At 62.5% G+C, this 18,221-nt stretch carries 12 protein-coding genes and 1 pseudogene; 12 read left to right on the top strand and 1 reads right to left on the bottom strand.

The window, feature by feature from the left end:
- Nucleotides 1-9: 9 nt before the first annotated feature.
- Nucleotides 10-1,698: an efflux transporter outer membrane subunit gene (locus BN69_RS12435; protein ID WP_014891970.1), complete on the bottom strand. Its 1,689-nt coding sequence runs from the start codon at nt 1,696-1,698 to the stop codon at nt 10-12.
- Nucleotides 1,699-1,966: 268 nt separating this feature from the next.
- Here BN69_RS12435 and BN69_RS12430 point away from each other — a divergent pair, with 268 nt between their 5' ends.
- The 12 genes and pseudogenes from BN69_RS12430 to BN69_RS12380 all read left to right on the top strand — a co-directional run bounded on the left by BN69_RS12430 (nt 1,967) and on the right by BN69_RS12380 (nt 17,678).
- Nucleotides 1,967-2,686, top strand: coding sequence for a TetR/AcrR family transcriptional regulator (locus BN69_RS12430; protein WP_244434933.1), 720 nt, complete (start codon nt 1,967-1,969; stop codon nt 2,684-2,686).
- Between the two features lie 394 nt (nt 2,687-3,080).
- Nucleotides 3,081-3,203: a K(+)-transporting ATPase subunit F gene (gene kdpF, locus BN69_RS18860; protein WP_083858754.1), complete on the top strand. Its 123-nt coding sequence runs from the start codon at nt 3,081-3,083 to the stop codon at nt 3,201-3,203.
- A 33-nt stretch (nt 3,204-3,236) separates the two neighbouring features.
- Entirely contained in the window at nt 3,237-4,946 is a 1,710-nt protein-coding gene (gene kdpA / locus BN69_RS12425; protein ID WP_014891968.1) for a potassium-transporting ATPase subunit KdpA, read from the top strand.
- A 12-nt stretch (nt 4,947-4,958) separates the two neighbouring features.
- Nucleotides 4,959-7,007 carry a potassium-transporting ATPase subunit KdpB gene (gene kdpB / locus BN69_RS12420; RefSeq protein ID WP_014891967.1) on the top strand — a complete coding sequence of 683 codons (2,049 nt, stop codon included), beginning with the start codon at nt 4,959-4,961 and terminating at the stop codon, nt 7,005-7,007.
- Between the two features lie 11 nt (nt 7,008-7,018).
- Complete coding sequence (kdpC, locus tag BN69_RS12415) at nt 7,019-7,618, top strand: potassium-transporting ATPase subunit KdpC (RefSeq protein WP_014891966.1); 600 nt, start codon at nt 7,019-7,021, stop codon at nt 7,616-7,618.
- A 27-nt stretch (nt 7,619-7,645) separates the two neighbouring features.
- A complete protein-coding gene (locus BN69_RS12410; protein ID WP_014891965.1) occupies nt 7,646-10,345 on the top strand; it encodes a sensor histidine kinase in 2,700 nt (899 codons plus the stop codon).
- The gene (locus BN69_RS12405; RefSeq protein WP_014891964.1) at nt 10,342-11,031 is read left to right on the top strand and encodes a response regulator transcription factor; all 690 of its coding nucleotides are present in this window, start codon (nt 10,342-10,344) and stop codon (nt 11,029-11,031) included. Before BN69_RS12410 ends, BN69_RS12405 begins: the two co-directional genes overlap by 4 nt.
- 270 nt (nt 11,032-11,301) lie before the next feature.
- Nucleotides 11,302-13,308 (top strand): hypothetical protein, encoded by a 2,007-nt coding sequence (locus BN69_RS12400; protein WP_041927359.1) that lies wholly within the window; start codon nt 11,302-11,304, stop codon nt 13,306-13,308.
- 198 nt (nt 13,309-13,506) lie between these two features.
- The gene (locus BN69_RS12395) at nt 13,507-14,394 is read left to right on the top strand and encodes a diguanylate cyclase (RefSeq protein ID WP_014891962.1); all 888 of its coding nucleotides are present in this window, start codon (nt 13,507-13,509) and stop codon (nt 14,392-14,394) included.
- A 209-nt stretch (nt 14,395-14,603) separates the two neighbouring features.
- Nucleotides 14,604-14,975 carry a transposase gene (locus BN69_RS19240; RefSeq protein WP_014891961.1) on the top strand — a complete coding sequence of 124 codons (372 nt, stop codon included), beginning with the start codon at nt 14,604-14,606 and terminating at the stop codon, nt 14,973-14,975.
- A gap of 102 nt (nt 14,976-15,077) precedes the next feature.
- A pseudogene (locus tag BN69_RS19485) lies at nt 15,078-15,242 on the top strand (IS256 family transposase); the annotation flags it as partial.
- Nucleotides 15,243-15,305: 63 nt separating this feature from the next.
- Nucleotides 15,306-17,678: a DUF7024 domain-containing protein gene (locus BN69_RS12380; RefSeq protein ID WP_014891959.1), complete on the top strand. Its 2,373-nt coding sequence runs from the start codon at nt 15,306-15,308 to the stop codon at nt 17,676-17,678.
- Nucleotides 17,679-18,221 lie beyond the last annotated feature (543 nt).

The raw sequence follows: 18,221 nt of genomic DNA, 5'->3' as shown, positions 1-18,221 counted from the left end.
AAAAGCGTGTTAACGGGCACGGGAGCGTTCCTCAGCCTCGGCGCGTATGGCCGCCGCGATCGGCAGGGTTGAAATGAGGTCGGTGGGTTTGGGAAGCGACGCCGGCGTCTCGTCGATGCGATTCCACCAACCGCCGCCGAGCGCCTGCATCAGCGCCGCCGTGTCGGAGAAGCGCGCGGCCTGCGCCTGGACGCGATTGAGCCGGGCGTTGAGCAGGGTCTGCGCGGCGTTGAGCACCGTCGGATAGGTGGTCGAGCCGGCCGCATATTGGGCTTGCGAAATATCCAGGCTTTCGGCGGCGGCCTTTTCCGCCGCAACCTGCGCGCGCAGCGTCTCCGCGTCATGCTTGATCGCCTGCAAGGCGTTGGCGACGTTCTGGAAGGCGCTGATCACGGTCGCGCGATATTGCGCTTCCGCCTGTTCGAGCGCGGCGAGCTTCGCCTCGCGCTGGTGAAACAATCTGCCGGCGTCGAACGCCTGGCCGGAGAGCTGCGTCGCAAGATTGTAGACCGAGGTCTGCGGCAAGAATAATTGCGAGAAATTTGAAGCCTGACTGCCGCCATTGCCCGTCAGCGTGAGCTGCGGCAGCATATTCGCCGTGGCGACGCCCACATTGGCGCTCGCCTGATGCAACTGCGCCTCCGCCGAAAGAACGTCGGGACGCTGGCGCACCAGATTGGACGGCAGGCTAAGCGGCAGATCACGCGGCAGATGCAGATGCTCGACGTCGATCGCCTCGCCCTTGTCGTCATTGGGAAAGCGGCCAAGATAGGCCATGAGCTGATTGCGCGTCTGCGCTCGCGCCTTTTCGAGCGGCGGCAGCGTCGCTTGCGCCTGAGCGACGAGCGCCTTTTCCGAGACGACGTCGGCCGCGCTCACGGCGCCGAGTTCGAAGCGCTTCTGCAATATGTCGAGCTGCTTCTGATAGGCGGCGATGAGATCGCGCGTGACCTTGATCTGAGACGCATATAAGGAATCGGTGATCGCCGCCGTCACCACATTGGCGGTGAGCGCGAGATAGGTCGCCTCGAGCTGGTATCGCTGATATTCGGCCGCCGCGACATCGCCCTCGACCGTACGCATCGTCTTGCCGAAGACGTCGGGCGTGAACGACACGGCGGCGTTCGTATTGTGGAGCGTATAGATGAGCGCCGTCGGTCCGCTCGACGAGGAGCTTTGCGATCCGCTCGACGAGGAGCTTTGCCCGAGGCCGCCGAATTGCGCCGTCGTCATTTGCGTGCGCGCCACACTCTGGGTCACAGTGGCCGACGGAAAGAAGGAGCCCACATCGGCTTCCGTGGTCTCCCGCGCCTGGCGCAGCGCCGCTTCGGCGGCGGCGATGTTTGGATGATTCGCCACCGCCTCGGCGACGAGCGCCGAAATCTGCTTCGAGCGGAACAGTCGCCACCATTCCCCCGGAATGTCGCGGCCAGATGCAAGCCTTTGCGCGCCGCCGCCCGCGATGGCCGCCGACTGGGTGATGTTGGAGGGCTTGCCTACCGCATAGCCCGCACCCAGGGGCGCATCGGGCGCGACAAAGTCGGGGCCGACTGCGCAGCCGGAAAGAAACGCGGCAAGCAGAAGCCCCAGCGCTGCCGCCCTGCCCTTTGAGCTGATCAATGTCCCTTGGCGTCGATCGCTCTGGGCGATGTTTCGCGCCTTCGGGCCCTCGAGCGTAAGAGCAAGGCGATCCCCCACGTGAGGGTTGGGCAACGGCCGGAATATTTGAAGCGCCCTCCAGCTCATGTCGGACCCAGGTTAAACTGAACGGTTCAGTTTTATGCTTGCTCTTTGGCGCATGTCAACGCTAAAATTGAACTGGGTCGTTTAGTTTGAAACTTTTCAAAAGTGGGCCGATAGATATGTCACGCCATCGGCTTTGCCGATTTTGCCTCGGTGGAGGCGTGGAAATGAGCGTATGGCGCGGAGGCAGAGCCTTGAAGCAAGAGTCGGCGGCGTGGCCGCGATGAAGACTGGAATCGAGGAACCCGCCTTGAAGAGCCCGTCGACGGATCATGCGGCGGCGGCGGGATCGACAGAGGCGCATGTTGCGGGACGGAAGGAATGTTCCGTGATCGCGGCCGCGCGAAAATTATTCCTCGAACAGGGTTTCGCCGAGACGAGCATGGACGCGATAGCCCGGTCCGCTTGCGTGTCGAAGGCGACGCTTTACGCTTATTTTCCAAGCAAGGAAGCTTTGTTCGCCCATTTGATCGAAGCGGAATGCCGCTTGAAGGCGAGCAGGCTGCAGATGCCCGATCTCGACATCGGCCTTGTCGAGGCGCTTCGCAGCTTCGCGCGTCAATTTGTCGAGGTGTATTTGACGCCGGAGTCGATGGCGTTTTTTCAGGCGATTTCCAGTGAGCGCATGCGCTTTCCGCAACTCTGCAGGCTCTTCTTTGAAAGCGGGCCGAAAAACGAGCTCATGCGCGTCGCGGCGTTGCTCGAAGAGGCCAAGGACCGCGGCCTCCTGACGTTCTCAGACGCGACTGAAGCCGCTAGCCATTTTTTGAGTCTCGTCCGCGGGGACCTGCCGCTTCACACGGCGCTCGGTCTCGAACCGAGAGCCGAAGCCTCCGTTAACGCAATGGTCGACGCCGGAATTGACGCATTTCTGAGAGCCTACAGGCGAGAGGAAACTTCGCGCGCTGCAACGCGATGTCGCAACAGGTCCGCGTCAAACTAATTATACGATGCGACTGTCGTTTGGTTGCCGCCTAATCGATCCATCTGCTTGCCGCCCGAGACGACCCGCGAGCGAGCGCCCGGTGAGCGGCCTCGCCCGCCCGAAATCCTAATAGCGCCTTTACATCGTTCCCGCGCAATTTGCGGTTCGTCATTCTCGTTTGGTGAAGACCGAAGCGAGAGCGCGACATTAAAGTGAGATGCGCTCATGCCTCTATCCCTCATTGGCCTCGGCGTCGCGGCCTTTATCTTTGTGATCGCGAATAATCTGGTTCAGGAGAGGCGCGCGCGGCGTGCGCGCGTTGATTCACGGCGCCGGTGAGCGCGGAGAGGACACATGCTCGATATTCTATACGTTGGCCTCGGTCTTTTCCTTTTTGCGGTCGTTGGCGCCTATGCGCGGGCCTGCGGGCGTCTTTAGGGAGAACCGCATGTTTGAACCTGTCATCGGACTGATCGTCGCCGTTCTGCTCGGCGTCTACCTCGTCTACACGCTGCTTCACCCCGAAAAATTCTAAAGGAGGCCCGGCGAAAAGCCGGGCGTTTCGCCAATGACTCCGATTGGGCTGGCGCAGATCGCCATCGTCCTCGTGGCCGTCATCGTCGCCGCGATTCCGCTCGGCGGCTATGTCGCAAGAGTTCTCGCAGGCGAGCAAAACCTGCTGACGCCGGCGCTCGCGCCTATCGAACGCGTCTTCTACAGACTCGCGGGCGTCGATCCTGCGCGGGAGCAAAACTGGCTTGCCTACACGATGGCGATGCTCGCCTTCAGCGTGATCGGCTTTGTTTCGCTTTACGCGTTGCAGCGGTTGCAAGCTTATCTGCCGCTCAATCCTCAGGGCTTTGGCGGGGTTCCCGCCGACCTCGCCTTCAACACGTCGATAAGCTTCGTCACCAACACCAATTGGCAAAACTACGGCGGCGAGTCGACGATGAGCCATCTGACGCAAATGCTCGGCCTCACGGTGCATAATTTTGTGTCCGCCGCGACGGGCCTTGCGATGGCGTTTGCGCTGGTGCGCGGTTTCTCGCGCGCCGAATCGCCGACCATCGGCAATTTCTGGGTCGACCTCACGCGTTCGACGCTTTACGTGCTCCTGCCGATGTCGATCGTCGTCGCGCTCGCCCTCGTCGCGCTCGGCGTGCCGCAAACGCTGCAAGGCTCGATCGAAGCGACGACGCTCGAGGGCGCCAAGCAGACGCTGGCCATCGGCCCGGTCGCCAGCCAAGAGGCGATCAAGGAGCTCGGCACCAATGGCGGCGGCTTCTTCAACGCCAATTCCGCGCATCCTTTCGAGAGCCCGAACGCCCTTTCCAACATGCTGGAAATCTGGGCTCTGCTCGTCATCCCCTTCGCGACGGCCTTCGCCTTCGGGCGCGCCGTCTTTGATTATCGACAGGGTCGCGCGATCGCCGTCACCATGATGATCGTGCTCGTCGCGGGCGTTCTGGTCGCTTACTGGGCCGAGGCGGGCGGCAATCCGTTGCTGACCGAGATCGGCGTCGATCCGTCGCCCGGCAATATGGAAGGCAAGGAGGTCCGCTTCGGCCCTGCGATGAGCGCGCTATTCGCCGCGTCGACGACAGGCACGAGCTGCGGCGCCGTCAACGCGATGCACGACTCCTTCATGCCGCTCGGCGGTCTCGTGCCCCTGTTCAACATGCTGATGGGCAGCATCGCGCCCGGAGGCGTCGGCGCCGGGCTCTACGGTTTTCTGGTGCTGGCGATCATCGCCGTTTTCATCGCCGGGCTTATGGTCGGCCGCACGCCGGAATATCTCGGCAAGAAGATCGAGACGCGCGAGATGAAGCTCGCGATGCTGGCGGTGCTGATCTATCCGCTCAGCGTGCTTGTCTTCACCGGCGTTTCAGTCATGCTTCAGACCGGCCTCGCCAGTCTGAACAACGCCGGCCCGCACGGGCTTTCCGAAATCCTCTACGCATTCGCTTCGACCACGGACAACAACGGATCGGCTTTCGCAGGCCTGACGGGCAATACGCCTTGGTACAACACGACGCTCGGCGTCGCCATGCTGCTCGGACGCTTCGCCTTCGTCATTCCCGTGTTGGCGATCGCCGGCGCGTTCGCGGCGAAAAAGAAGGGCGTCGCCTCGGTGGGAACCTTCCCGACGCATGGGCCTCTCTTCATTGGCCTGCTGCTCGGCGTCATCGTCATCCTCTATCTGCTGCAATATTTCCCGGCGCTCGCGCTCGGCCCCATCGTCGAGCATTTCGCGCTGCTGGCCGGAAAAACCTTCTAAGGAGCATGCCAGATGTCGCATAAGGTCGCCGCTCCCGGTCTATTCGACGCCGCGATCACCAAGCGCGCCGCCATCGACGCCTTCAAGAAGCTCGATCCGAGACGCCTCGCCCGCAATCCGGTGATCTTCGTCACGGAAATCGTGTCGGCGGTCGTCACGGCCTTCTTTGTGCGCGATCTCATTGCGCAGAACGGCGCCGCCTTTTTCTCGGGACAGATCGCCGCCTGGCTGTGGTTCACCGTGCTCTTCGCCAATTTCGCCGAAGCGGTGGCGGAGGGACGCGGAAAGGCGCAGGCGGACGCTTTGCGCAGGACGCGCAGCGATTCACACGCCAAACGGTTGCTTGATCCGCAGAACAAGAGCGGCATGAAGGACGTCTATGAAGGCGTGTCGGCGCTCGATCTCAAACTCGGCGACCTGGTGCTGGTCGAGGCGGGCGAACTCATCCCCGGCGACGGCGAAGTGATCGAAGGCGTCGCCTCGGTCAATGAGTCGGCGATCACAGGCGAGTCCGCGCCGGTCATCCGCGAGGCGGGCGGCGACCGTTCCGCCGTGACCGGCGGCACGACGGTTCTCTCCGACTGGATCAAGGTCAAGATCACCGCGGCGCCCGGTTCGACCTTCATCGATCGGATGATCGCGCTCGTCGAAGGCGCGCAGCGGCAGAAAACGCCGAACGAACTTGCGCTGTCGATTCTCCTGTCCGGGCTGACCATCATTTTCTTGATCGTCTGCGTGACGCTTTGGCCGCTTGCGATCTACTCCGGCGCGGCGATTTCGGTCACCGTGCTGATTGCGCTGCTCGTCTGTCTGATCCCGACGACGATCGGCGGACTGTTGTCGGCGATCGGCATCGCCGGCATGGACCGGCTGATCCGCTTCAACGTCATCGCCACCTCGGGTCGCGCGGTGGAGGCGGCGGGCGACGTTGACACGCTGCTCCTCGACAAGACCGGCACCATCACCTTCGGCAATCGCATGGCCGACGAGTTCGTTCCGGTCGAAGGCGTTTCGGAACATGCTTTCGTCGAAGCGGCGCTGCTTGCTTCGCTCGCGGATGAAACGCCGGAGGGGCGCTCCATCGTCGCTCTGGCCAAAAGCGCGCTTGGCTCTTCGGCGCCAGACCTCGGACCGGACGCGCAAATCGTCGCCTTTTCGGCGCACACCCGCATTTCCGGCGTTGACCTTCCCGGCCGGACGCTGCGCAAGGGCGCCGTCGACGCGGTCGCGGCGCACGCTAAGTCCGTTCCCGTTGATTTCGAAGGCGCGGTCGAGCGCATCTCGCGTTCGGGCGGCACGCCCCTCGCTGTGTCGGAAAACGGCATGCTGCTGGGCGTCATTCATCTCAAAGACATCATCAAGCCCGACATAAAATCGCGCTTCGCCGCCTTGCGCGCGATGGGCGTCAAAACCGTGATGGTCACCGGCGACAATCCGATCACCGCCGCGGCGATCGCCGGCGAAGCGGGGGTCGACGATTTCATCGCGCAAGCCAAACCCGAAGACAAACTCGCCTATATCCGCAGGGAGCAGCAGGGCGGCCGCCTGATCGCCATGTGCGGCGACGGCACCAATGACGCGCCGGCGCTCGCCCAGGCGGATGTCGGCGTCGCCATGCAGACGGGCACGCAGGCGGCGCGCGAAGCCGGCAATATGGTCGACCTCGACAGCGACCCGACAAAGCTCATCGAAATCGTCGCGATCGGCAAACAGCTGCTGATGACGCGCGGCTCGTTGACCACCTTCTCGATCGCCAACGACGTCGCCAAATATTTCGCGATCATCCCCGCGCTGTTCGTCGTCGCCTATCCGGAACTGGAGGCGATCAACGTCATGAAGCTCGCCTCGCCGCAGTCGGCCATCCTCTCGGCGGTGATCTTCAACGCGCTCATCATTATCGCGCTCATCCCGCTCGCGCTGAAGGGCGTCCCCTACCGGCCCGTGGGCGCCGCCGCCTTGTTGCGGCGAAATCTGCTGATCTACGGGCTCGGCGGGCTTGTCGCGCCCTTCATCGGCATCAAGCTCATCGACCTCGCCGTCTCGGCCATTCATCTCGCGTAAGGAGCTCTCGGATGCTCTCCCAAATTCGCCCGGCGATCGTCATGATCGTTCTCTTCACCGCCTTGACCGGACTCGCTTATCCGCTCGCGATCACCGGCGTCGCCCAACTCGCCCTGCCGACGCAGGCGAATGGAAGCGTGATCGAACGCGATGGAACAGTGGTCGGCTCGTCGCTGATCGGACAGAACTTCGCCTCCGATCGCTATTTTCACGGCCGGCCTTCGGCGACGACAGGCGCCGACCCGGCTGATCCTTCCAAGACCGTCGAGGCCCCCTACAATGCGGCGAACTCGATGGGCTCCAATCTCGGGCCGACGTCGAAGAAGCTCGTCGACCGCGTCAACGCCGCGATCGAGGCGGAATTTTCCGCCGGCCGAATTGACGTCGTCGCCGCCGACGCCGCAACGACATCCGCCTCCGGCCTTGATCCGCATATTTCGCCACAGTTCGCGCTGGCTCAGGCGGCGGCCGTCGCCAGGGCGCGCAATCTCAGCGAGTCGCAGGTGCGCGCTATTGTCGAAGCGCATGTCGAAGGGCGCCTTCTTGGCGCGATCGGCGAGCCGCGCGTAAATGTGCTCTTGCTGAATTTGGCTCTTGATCGCTTACAATAGAGGTGACGCCCGAGAAGGTAGACGTCTTTGGCCCGCGACGACGGAGATTTCGACCGACGACCCGACCCCGATGCGCTCCTTGCCCTGAGCGACAAGGAGAGCAAAGGGAAACTTCGTGTGTTCCTCGGCGCCGCGCCCGGCGTCGGCAAGACCTATGCGATGCTGGCGCGCGCGCAGACGGCCAAGGCTGAGGGCGTCGACGTTGTCGTAGGCGTAGCGGAAACGCACGGGCGCGCCGAGACGCAAGCGCTCCTCAACGGTCTTGAGACTCTGCCACGCCGCAAATGCGACTATCGCGGTCGGATCATCGAGGAATTCGATATCGACGCGGCGCTCGCGCGAAAGCCTCAGCTCATCCTCGTCGATGAACTCGCGCACACCAACGCGCCCGATAGCCGGCACCCCAAACGTTGGCAGGACGTCGAAGAGCTGCTGGATGTCGGCATCGACATATGGACCACGCTCAATGTTCAGCATCTGGAAAGCCTCGCCGACGTCGTCTCCCGCGTCACCGGCGTCGCAGTGCGTGAGACGGTGCCGGATCGAGTCCTCCAGAACGCCGCCGACGTCATCCTTGTCGACATCACGCCGGAAGAACTGCTGCAGCGACTGAAGGATGGCAAGGTCTATGTTCCCGAGACCGCGAGACGCGCGACGCAGAATTTCTTCACGCCGCGCAACCTCACGGCGCTGCGCGAACTCGCGCTGCGTCGAACCGCGGAACGCGTCGACGACCAGATGGTCGACTTCCTTCGGCAAGGCGCGATCGAAGGCCCCTGGGCGACGTCGGAACGCCTGCTTGTCTGCGTCGGCCGTGATGCAAACTCCGAGGCGGTGGTTCGCGCCGGCGCGCGCCTCGCCACGGCCCTCAACGCCACCTGGATCGCGCTTTACGTCGAGCGCGGCGGCCAGGACGAAGACTCTGCTGAAGTCGTGCGAAGCGTCGACCAGGCGCTCAGGCTCGCGGAACGGCTGGGGGCGGAAATCGCCCGCACGCCAGGCGACGATCTCGCAGGCGAAGCGCTGAGTTTCGCGCGACGCGAGAATATCACGCAGATCGTCTTGGGCCGCTCGCGCGCGCGGCCTTTTTCTCGACTGCTGCGGCGCTCGCTGACCGACGAGATTCTTCGGCGGTCGACCGATATCGCGGTTCACGTCGTCGTGCAGGAGGACGGCCCGCCGCAAAGCCGACAGGCTTGGAAATTGCCGACCCTGTCACAGACATGGCTCGGCTTCGGCGGCGCCGCGGTCTCCGTCATGATGACGGTCCTGGTCGGTCATGGGCTAGAGCGCTGGCTCGGCCTCGTTAATCCGTCGGTCGTCTTTCTGCTTCCCGTCGTGCTTTGCGCCGTGTGGCTCGGGATGTGGTCCGCGATCATTGCTGCGGTTCTGTCCTTTCTCGCCTGCGACTTTTTCTTTTTCAGTCCGCGCTATGAACTCACCATTTCGCAACCGCAGGAATTCCTGACGCTCGTCGTCGCGTTGGTGGTCGCCGTCATAACGGGAATGCTCGCGAGCAAAATGCGCACTTATGCGCAAAACATGCGGCAGCGGTCTCAAGCCGTGCAGTCGCTGTTCGAATTCTCTCGCAAACTCTCCACGATAACGACGCTCGACGACATTCTCTGGGCCTCCACGCTGCAGATTCAGAAAGCCGGCGAAGCGTCCAGCGTCATCATGCTGATCCCCGAAGAGGGCGGTTTGAAAGTGTCGGCGGCCTGGCCGCCGGTCGATCGGATGGACGCCGGCGAACTTGCCGCCGCCCGTTGGGCGCTCGAAAAATCCGAGCCCGCCGGATGGCGGACGGACACGCTGCCGAATGTGCGCTTCCAATTCCGGCCGCTCGCGACGGCGCGCGGCGTCGTCGCCGTTTGCGGGATCGAGCCCAAGACGCCCGAGGAGCCGCTTTCCGCCGCCGCGGAAAGCACGATTTCTTCACTGCTTGAACAGACCGCGATCGCGATCGACCGTTCGATGCTCGTCGGCGAATCCGTCAAGGCGGCGGCTCTCGAGGAAAACGAAAAGCTACGGACGATTCTGCTCTCCGCCCTGTCGCATGATCTGCGCACGCCGCTGACCTCGATCACCGGCGCGGTGACGAGCCTGCGCGAACTTGGCGAGAAGCTTCCGCCCGAGGATCGCAAGGATCTTCTGCTGTCGATTGAAGAAGAGGCCGGGCGCCTGTCGCGCTTCATCGCCAATATGCTCGACATGTCGCGCATCGAGTCAGGCGCGCTGGCGCCGCGCAGCGATCTCGTCGATGTGGCCGAGGTGATCCGCAGCGTCCTCGAGAGAGCCAAGAGAAGTTTCCCAGGCAAAGAGACGTCGATCAGCATCGCGCCCGACCTTCCGCCTATTCGCGGCGACGCCAATCTGCTCGGACAGGTTCTCTTCAATCTGATCGACAATGCGCATAAATATGGCGGACCCGCCGGCGCGATCGTTCACGCCCGGCGCGAAGGCGGCGACGTCGTCATCACCGTGACCGACGAGGGGCCCGGCGTGAAGACGGCCGACATCGAGCGCATTTTCGAGAAATTCTATCGCAGCGGGCGTGTTGACGGCCGCAAGGCCGGCACCGGCCTCGGACTCTCAATCTGCCGCGGACTGGTCAGGGCCATGGGCGGAACCATCGTCGCGCAAAGCCCTGCCGCTCGCCGTCGAGGCACGAGACTCATCATGCGTTTTCCCGCCGCGGGCGAATCAAGACGGGGCGTGGCGGCATGAGCGGCGCGCGCGTCCTCGTCGTCGACGATGAACCTCAAATACAGCGCGTCCTGCGGCCTTCGCTGGCGGCGAGCGGCTATGAGGCGCGCGCTGCGGCGACAGGGCGCGAGGCGCTGGCGGCCATAGGCGAATATTCGCCCGATCTCATCATCCTCGATCTCGGCCTTCCCGACATGGACGGCAAGGAAGTGCTGCGAAAGCTGCGAATCCTTACGCGAACGCCGGTGATCGTTCTCTCGGCGCGCGACCGGGAATCCGAAAAGATCGCCGCGCTCGACCTCGGCGCGGATGATTACGTCGAGAAGCCCTTCGCCATGGGAGAGCTGCTGGCGCGCATGCGCACGGCCTTACGTCATGCGCAGGATAAGACTTTGGAGTCGGGCAGCGTCGCGGTCGACGGGCTTGTCGTGAATTTGCATAGACGCATGGTGACGAAAAACGGCGCGCCGGTGAAACTGACGCCGAAGGAATTCGACCTTTTGGCCTTTCTCACGCGGCATTCGGGCCGACCGTTGACGCACCGGGACATCCTCAAGACCGTTTGGGGGCCTGCGCATCAGAACGACAGCCAATATTTGCGCGTCTTCATCGGCCAGCTACGGGCGAAGATAGAAGAAAACGCCGCGACGCCCAAAATCATCGTGACCGAACCCGGCGTCGGCTATCGATTCATTGAGTCCGAGTGAGAGAGATTTATTGGCCGCGTCACGCTGAGCTTAAACGCAAGACTCCGCCTTTATCGAATTCACAGGCTTTAACCGGCGATTAACTCATAGTCTCAAGCCATTTACGCGGACTCTATGGCGGAACGACGTCATGGCGCGGCATCGGAATGTCGCGCGGCCGCGCGCGCGACGGCGCTGAATTGCGCGATTGCCGCGCGCGCGGATATGCTTCCCCGGACTTCAGCTTCGCATGGCTACGGCGCCATGCCTCACGCTCGGGCGCGGCCGTCAATGTGGAGAGAGCAATTCGACTATTACTGGGATGGGCGGCGCCGGCTGGCCATCGGCTGGTTCGACGGCGCCGAACGCGCGGCGGTCCGGCCGGAACTCACGGTCGTGTCGGCGCGCGACGAGCGCTTTACGAGCGCGCCCACGCTCGTCGACGTCATCGGCGTCGCGCGCTGGCGCGCCCGCATCATTATCGTTGATGTGCCCGCTGAGCATCGATTCGTCCGACTGACCGCCGCCGACGGCGCCGAACTCATCCTGGCGCTCTCCGCGGAGCGCGAGCTGCCCAAGGGCGGCGACTGGCGTCTGCTCCTGACCTTGCTGCCGGACGCCGGCGGCGCCGACCCCGTCGCCTTTCGGCTGGCGGCGTTTCCGGCGCGGGGCGACGTCGAACGGCTGTCGCGCGAGCAGACCGCGGCGGCCGGCGCGCGATTGGTATGGGCGATCGGCCAGCGCCGCGTCGTCGAACGCGCCGACAACGCCGTCGTCATCCGCCTCGCGCCGGCGCGCCGCGTCTTCCCGGCCTATCAAAGCCGGCTCGTCCTGGAGGCGGCGCCGTTCGAATCGACGGCGGCGGCCGATGCGCGCGAGGCGCCCTTCGCCATCATGGAGCATTGGCTGCGCGAATCCGGCGCGCCGCGCATTGTCCTTCGCCTGCGAATTCCCGATTCGATCGAAGAGAGCGCCACCCTGCTCGGCCGATGCAGCGTCGCGCTGGCGATGAACCAGCGTCGGCGGCTGAAAGGCTGGACGCTCGAGCAGCGGTCGGCGGGAGAACCCGCCGTGGATCCGCTCACCTTCGACGACCTGCGGCAGGCGACGGGCGATCCGCAGGAACATCCGGACGCGGCGGAAACGGCGGAGCCGGTCGTCGTCGGCAATCTCTTGGCCTTGCTTCTCGATTCCGAAGAGGCGGAGGTCGATGGAATCGCCTTGCGCCGCAGCCGCGAGAAGAGCGCCCCCGGCATGGGCGAAACCGCGGAGATCGAATTTTACGGCGCGGCCCTTGGCGATGACATTGGCGTCGTTTGCCCGGCCGCTGGGCCCGGCGATCTCGGCATCGCCCCGAGCGATCCCGGCGGCCCCGCCTTCGCGCGGCTTTTTCGCGTTGAAGGCGACGGGCTCGCGCCGCGCCGCGCGACGGATGACGACGGTCTTCTCGACGAGCTCATGCGCCGCGCCGCCGACGCCGCGCGCGCCGCGACCGGCGCAGCCGCCCGCGCCGTGGCGGAACGCGCCGCAGGTCTGAAAGGCCGGCGCGACAAATTTGTCGCATCGCTGAACGGCGCTCTGGCGCGCGCGGAAGTCGCTGCGCGTTTCGAGCCGCCGGGCCTGTGGGATGCGCTCGAGCCCTTGGCGCAAGCGAGCTTCGCCGCGCTCGTCATCGGCGACACGGGGCCGGCGCGCGCGCGTCTGCAGCAGCTCGGCGGCTATGGCGCCTTCTGCGCCGACCCGTCGCTTGGCGCAGTGATTGCGGAGGGCGGCGAATTTGCGCAGTCCGCGCGGCTTTCCGCCGAAGCCGCCGCTGCGCGCGGCGCGGCCTCTCTGCTTGCGCGCTATCTCGACGCCTGCGGCGCGCAAGGCATGGCGCCGGCGGGCGTCGACGCCACGCAGGAGGCGCGGCTCATGCGCGCGCTGTTGAAGGAGCCGGACGTCGCCGCGTTGCGCGAGGCGCGCGTCGCTCTGGCGATCGACGACGGCGTCCGGCGCGAAGCGGCGAAGGCGGCGCGACTCATCATCGACGCCGCCGCGGTCGAGCGGGCGCGCGCGCATTTTGCGGAAGCTGGCGCGAGGGACGCCGCCGACACGCTCGACGCCTATCTTGACCTACGGCGCGCCGGCGGCTGGACGCCGCCGCACGAAGCGCCGACTCTCGCCGCGCTCGTCGCGCGCGCCGGCGTCGAACTCGACGCCGCGCGGCTCGAAGCCGATAGCCTCGCGCAGGCGCCGCCGGCTCAGGAGCGGTCGAAGGGCCTTTTTGCGGCGATGCGCGGTTTATTTGGACGTTGATGGCCAAGGCCGCGCGGCTTGCGGCCGCTCGCCCGGACAAGCGCTGGAGAACGCCGTCTCCGCTCTCTCGTCAGAGCCGCTGAACCACGTCGCCCCCCGGCCCGCCACAAGAGGTCCCTTCTCAAGAATGTGACACCGAATTGGAATATTCTGCCGCCGCACGCGTGGCGCAAGCAACGCTGAAAACTTCGGTGCCCCATGCCCTTTGCCAAATTGAGCCGCGAGCAAACGCGGACGACTCTGAATGAGCTCCGGCAGTCGCTTTTTCAGCACGAACTCTGGTGCGAGAATCTCAACAGAACGATCATTTGCGATCAGGTTCCCGACGAGCGGGACCTCCAGGAAGACGCGAATCACAGATGGCCGCTCGGACAATGGCTGCATGGCGCCGGCGCCAGTCGTCTGGGTTCGCACCAAAGTTTTTCCCAGATTTTGCTCGCGCATGAGCTTATGCACCGGCGCGCGGCGATCATGCTGCGGACCGCGTCGGAGCATCGGTCCATTCCTCTCGACGACTATGAATTATTCCTGTCGGCCCTCAAGCAGGTTCGCGCCCAATTGGTGACCATCAAGCACGAACTCGAGGATGCGCTTCGCAATCGCGATCCGTTGACAGGCGCGGGGAACCATATCGCGATGCTGACGGCGTTGAGCGAGCGGCAGGCCCTCGCGCCGAGACCCACATGTCTCGCGATGATGGATCTGGATCACTTCAGGGAGGTCAACGACACCTACGGCCATACGCTCGGCGATGAATTTCTCGTGCAATACGCAGAATTCGTCATGTCCCACTTGCGGCCCCATGATGAGTTTTTTCGCTTTGGAGGCGAGAAGTTCCTCTACTGCGCCGCAGATGCGGACCTGGAAAAGGGTCGCGCCATCGCAGAGCAGCTACGAAAAGGCTTATCGGACAGGGAATTTTTCGTCGAAGGCTATTTGCCGCTCACGGTGACGGCGTCCTTCGGGCTTGCGCTCCTCGATCCTTCCGTTCCGGTCGAGCAATCGATTGAGCGCGCCGACCAGGCGTTGCACGCCGCCAAAGCCGCAGGTCGCGATCGGATCGCGAATTGGCAGGCGCCAAACTAGGGTCTGTTGAGATTTGGGATTCTCACCTGAGCTTGGCTGAAATTTAAGGGGACTTCGAGCCAGGCCATCGGCCGGGTAAGAAGGCGGCATGACCCTCAAATCCTGGCGCTCACCGATCCGCTCGGCAATCTCGTACGCTTCACGCCCATGCCCGGACAGCGTTTCGATACGATGGGCGTTGCGCCGCTCCTTGAGGCGTCGCTTTCGACGTGTTCATCGCCGACAAAGCGTTCGACAGCAACGCCATCATCGCCGATCTCGACGCGCGGAGCGCCAAAGTCGTCATCTCCCAACATCCGCGCCGGGCGAAACCTTTTGCCATCGACGATGGGATGCACAGATGGCGGCATTTGATCGAAAATTTTTTTGGCACGCTCAAGGAGTTCAAACGCATCGCGCTCCGCACCGACAAAACCGATCAGAGCTTCGCCGCCATGATCCACATCGCCGCCGCCGTCATGAATCTCAACAGGCCCTGGATGCTGTCGCGACGGGGCAGAGACAGTGTCCGCAAGCCCCAGATCACCCATCCATTCAGCTCCAGCGCGTTCAAGATGTGCAGATCAATGCAGCCAAAATAACGCGACGCGGAATTGCGCCCGCAATTATGTCACCCAGAAAATCAGAATTGCGTGTCGGCAGGGGCGAATAAGACGGGTTAAGAACCTCACAAAGCAAGCCGTGCGCTTTCCCAGGACACGGCGCGCCTCATGGTCTTAAAGCTGATCATCGCGGCGGCGAAAACCTGGAGACGACTTCAGGCTCAAAATCAGTTGCCGAAGGTTGTCAGCGATGTAACAATCCGCGACGTCATCGAAGTCGTAAGTGAAGAAAAGTCTGCCGCTTGATCCACGCCGTCACCGAAATACAATATAGCTCCTAGCATCTAGCGACCTTTAGCAGACTTGCAAATGAAAATCGCCCTTCTGAATGCATTTCCTAATCTTGCGCACTCGGCTGAACGAGAGTTCATAAATCGTTCGATCGCTGCGTTTGAACGGCTAGGTCATGAGGCTGTCGCCGTTGTCACATCCGGTGAAATAATAGACTTCGATCCTTCATTCGTCATTGTGACCCATGAGTTCGTTCCGAAACTGACGTCTCACTACACCGTTGGACTCCTCTGGAGTCCAACTCAGTTCTACAAGTCCGACCCGGATCGGGTGAAGGCGATTCGTTCGTGGGACCTGGTGGCGCCCGTGAACGCGGAGACACGCCGTTTTGCGCGGGATGTTCACTTCCCTCTACGGCGCGAGTCCGTCAGCGATCTGGACTTCTACCCTTCATCCCCAGTCACGGACTTGTCGTTTCCTGACCATTCGAAATTGAGTTTGGCGTACGTCGGCACCTGGGACGGGGAAAGGCAGAATCAACTGTTTCGCGCCCTCGCTGAGGTCGTCGATCTGCATGTCTATGGGCCGCCGAAAGCCTGGGAATTTCTGTCGAAGAATTATCGCGGATCCATTCCATTTGACGGCGAGGCCGTCATTTACACCTTTAATCAACACGGAGCGGCGCTGGCGATACACAAAAGTTCGCATGTCGAAGATAACACGCCCAGCATGCGTGTTTTCGAAGCATGCGCCGCGAAGTGCCTGGTGATCACCGATCCGCTGAAACCGCTCGAGAATCTGTTTGGGGACAGCCTAGAATATGTAGATACGTGGCGCAGCCCTAAAGCAGTCGCCACTTATATAGCGGAGCTCATGGAGGGATACCGAAAGCATCCCGAACGCTACGTAGGGATGATTGCTCGGGCTGATGAAGTATTCAGGTCCAAAGCCTCGCTCGAAAGGCTGCTCACGGCGCTCGTGGAGGATGTCTCCCGCCACATCGCAGAGCGGGTAAGGGCGGCGGGCTCTGTTAAGGGTCCAGCAGTGACCGTTATCCTTCGCTGTGGGTCGCGGCCGCTGCCACTGGTGCAACGCGCCATAGCTTCGCTCACGAGCCAAACCTACAAGCGAGTTGGCGTCATCTTCGCACGCTACGCTGAGATCGAGGGATTTGAGAACTGGCTGACTGACCTGTCAAAGAGCGGGAAGTTGCTTTTCACGGTCGATCTGGCCTGCCCGGGCGGCGGCGTTCGGAGCCGAGCCATGTGGGCGGGGTTCCGGGAGGTCCGCACGGAACTCTTTTGTATGCTCGACGACGACGATGAGTGGTTGCCAAATCACCTGTCCGATCTGGTCGCCTTGTTGCGTGACAATCCCGAGGTTCCGTTCGTCTACACTGGCGTAATTCGTCAAGAGGAAGACGGCGGATTTTTGAACGATCATGCGCGCTTTGCGGGTGAGATGGGCGCCGACATCCCGGAACGCCGCGTTCTACAATGCTTCGACGACTTCAACCTCGACCGACTGTTGCGTTTTGATAACTATATTCAGTCGAACACGTGGCTCGCCAGGACGGAAGTTCTCACCCCTGCCGTGTTGGAGGATCCGGAGTTGGAAGTAGCCGAAGACTTGTACTTCTATCTCTTGCTCGCAAGCCGTCACCGATTCCTCTTCTCCGGCACGGTTTCGGCAATTTGGAACTGGCGCTCGAAGTCCGCTGACAACTCGTCGATCGCCATATCCCAAGACCAATGGGCCATCAATGGCGAGCACATGCATAGAAGATTGTCGCAGCTAACGTTCCCGGGAAATTTCCAAGGAAGCGACGTTCTCTCCCGGGGCAGAGTGGACCATCAACAGTATCGCGCTCGCGAAGATCCAGGCTCGTCCGTTCAGGACGCCGTATTAGAGCTTGGTACCGAAGAGGGCTCCTTATACAATATCAATTTTTCACTTTCCAAACTTCCCGCATATTTGGCGGAAGCAAAAGGGCTTTCCCATCGCGAAACATGGGGCCGCTGGACAATAGGACATGAGATGCTCCTTAGGTTTCGCGATCCGCTGCCAAAGTGTTTCACTTTGAAAATTTATGGACGGGCGTTTGAGAGCAATCACCAAAGGCCGATTACTGTCGTCGTCGGCGGGAGTGAAGCGACTTTGGTGATGTGTGCGGAGATAAATGACGAAATTTACACCGTTAAAATCCACAATGACGATGCCGCTGACTTCATCCTGTTTCGGATTCCAAATCCGAAGTCGCCAGCGGAGTTGCGCAGGTCGAATGATCGGCGGCGTCTGGGCATTGGACTGGCTCAACTCGAGATAGTGGAAGACCGCGACAGCGCTGAAACTGACAGCCGCCATCGACGCACTCAAGCGCTTGATACGCCAGTGGCCTCAGCCAGGTTTGTTTTTTCTAAGTTGATCAGCCTCAATGCGTGGAAAAAGTGATCGACAATCCAATAAACCACATCGCTCTCGAAGCGTCTCATGAAGCTCAATCTCGGCAAAGGCGCCGTTTTTTAGCGGTCCTCCCGACCTGCCCCTGAACTTTCATCCAACTGCAATACCTGTTCATAAAAACCCTCCGCCCGGCCAGGACGGATAAATTAGAATTTCACAGCTCACTCCGGTCCGAGCTTTCGGAGGCAGGTCACCGCCGCCTCGCAACCCGTTTCGAGAAGGTCGCCCAAAACTATCAGGCAGTCGCAACAATCGCCGCAATCGTCCTGTGGATGCGATAACTGTCCACACGACCTAGCTCGGCACGGGTGGCGAGCTCGCGCGCGCCGCCGAGGCGCGCAGCAACCCCCCGCCGCGGCGCACCCGTTGGCGAGCGGCGGAACTCGCCCGTCACGACAGCGTAACCGACAGGCGATAGCGAAGCGGCTTTCAAAACCGGGAAATTTCCGCCCCGCCGGCGCCGCGTCGGCGGGGCTTTCTGCTGCGCCGGGAGAGCGTGACGAATAGGCGCGATCCCGGACCTAACGCGGA

Origin of the sequence: Methylocystis sp. SC2, assembly GCF_000304315.1 — a bacterium.
Taxonomy (GTDB): domain Bacteria; phylum Pseudomonadota; class Alphaproteobacteria; order Rhizobiales; family Beijerinckiaceae; genus Methylocystis.
Note: the sequence above shows the minus strand (reverse complement) of the source record. Positions and strands in the feature narration are given on the sequence as shown.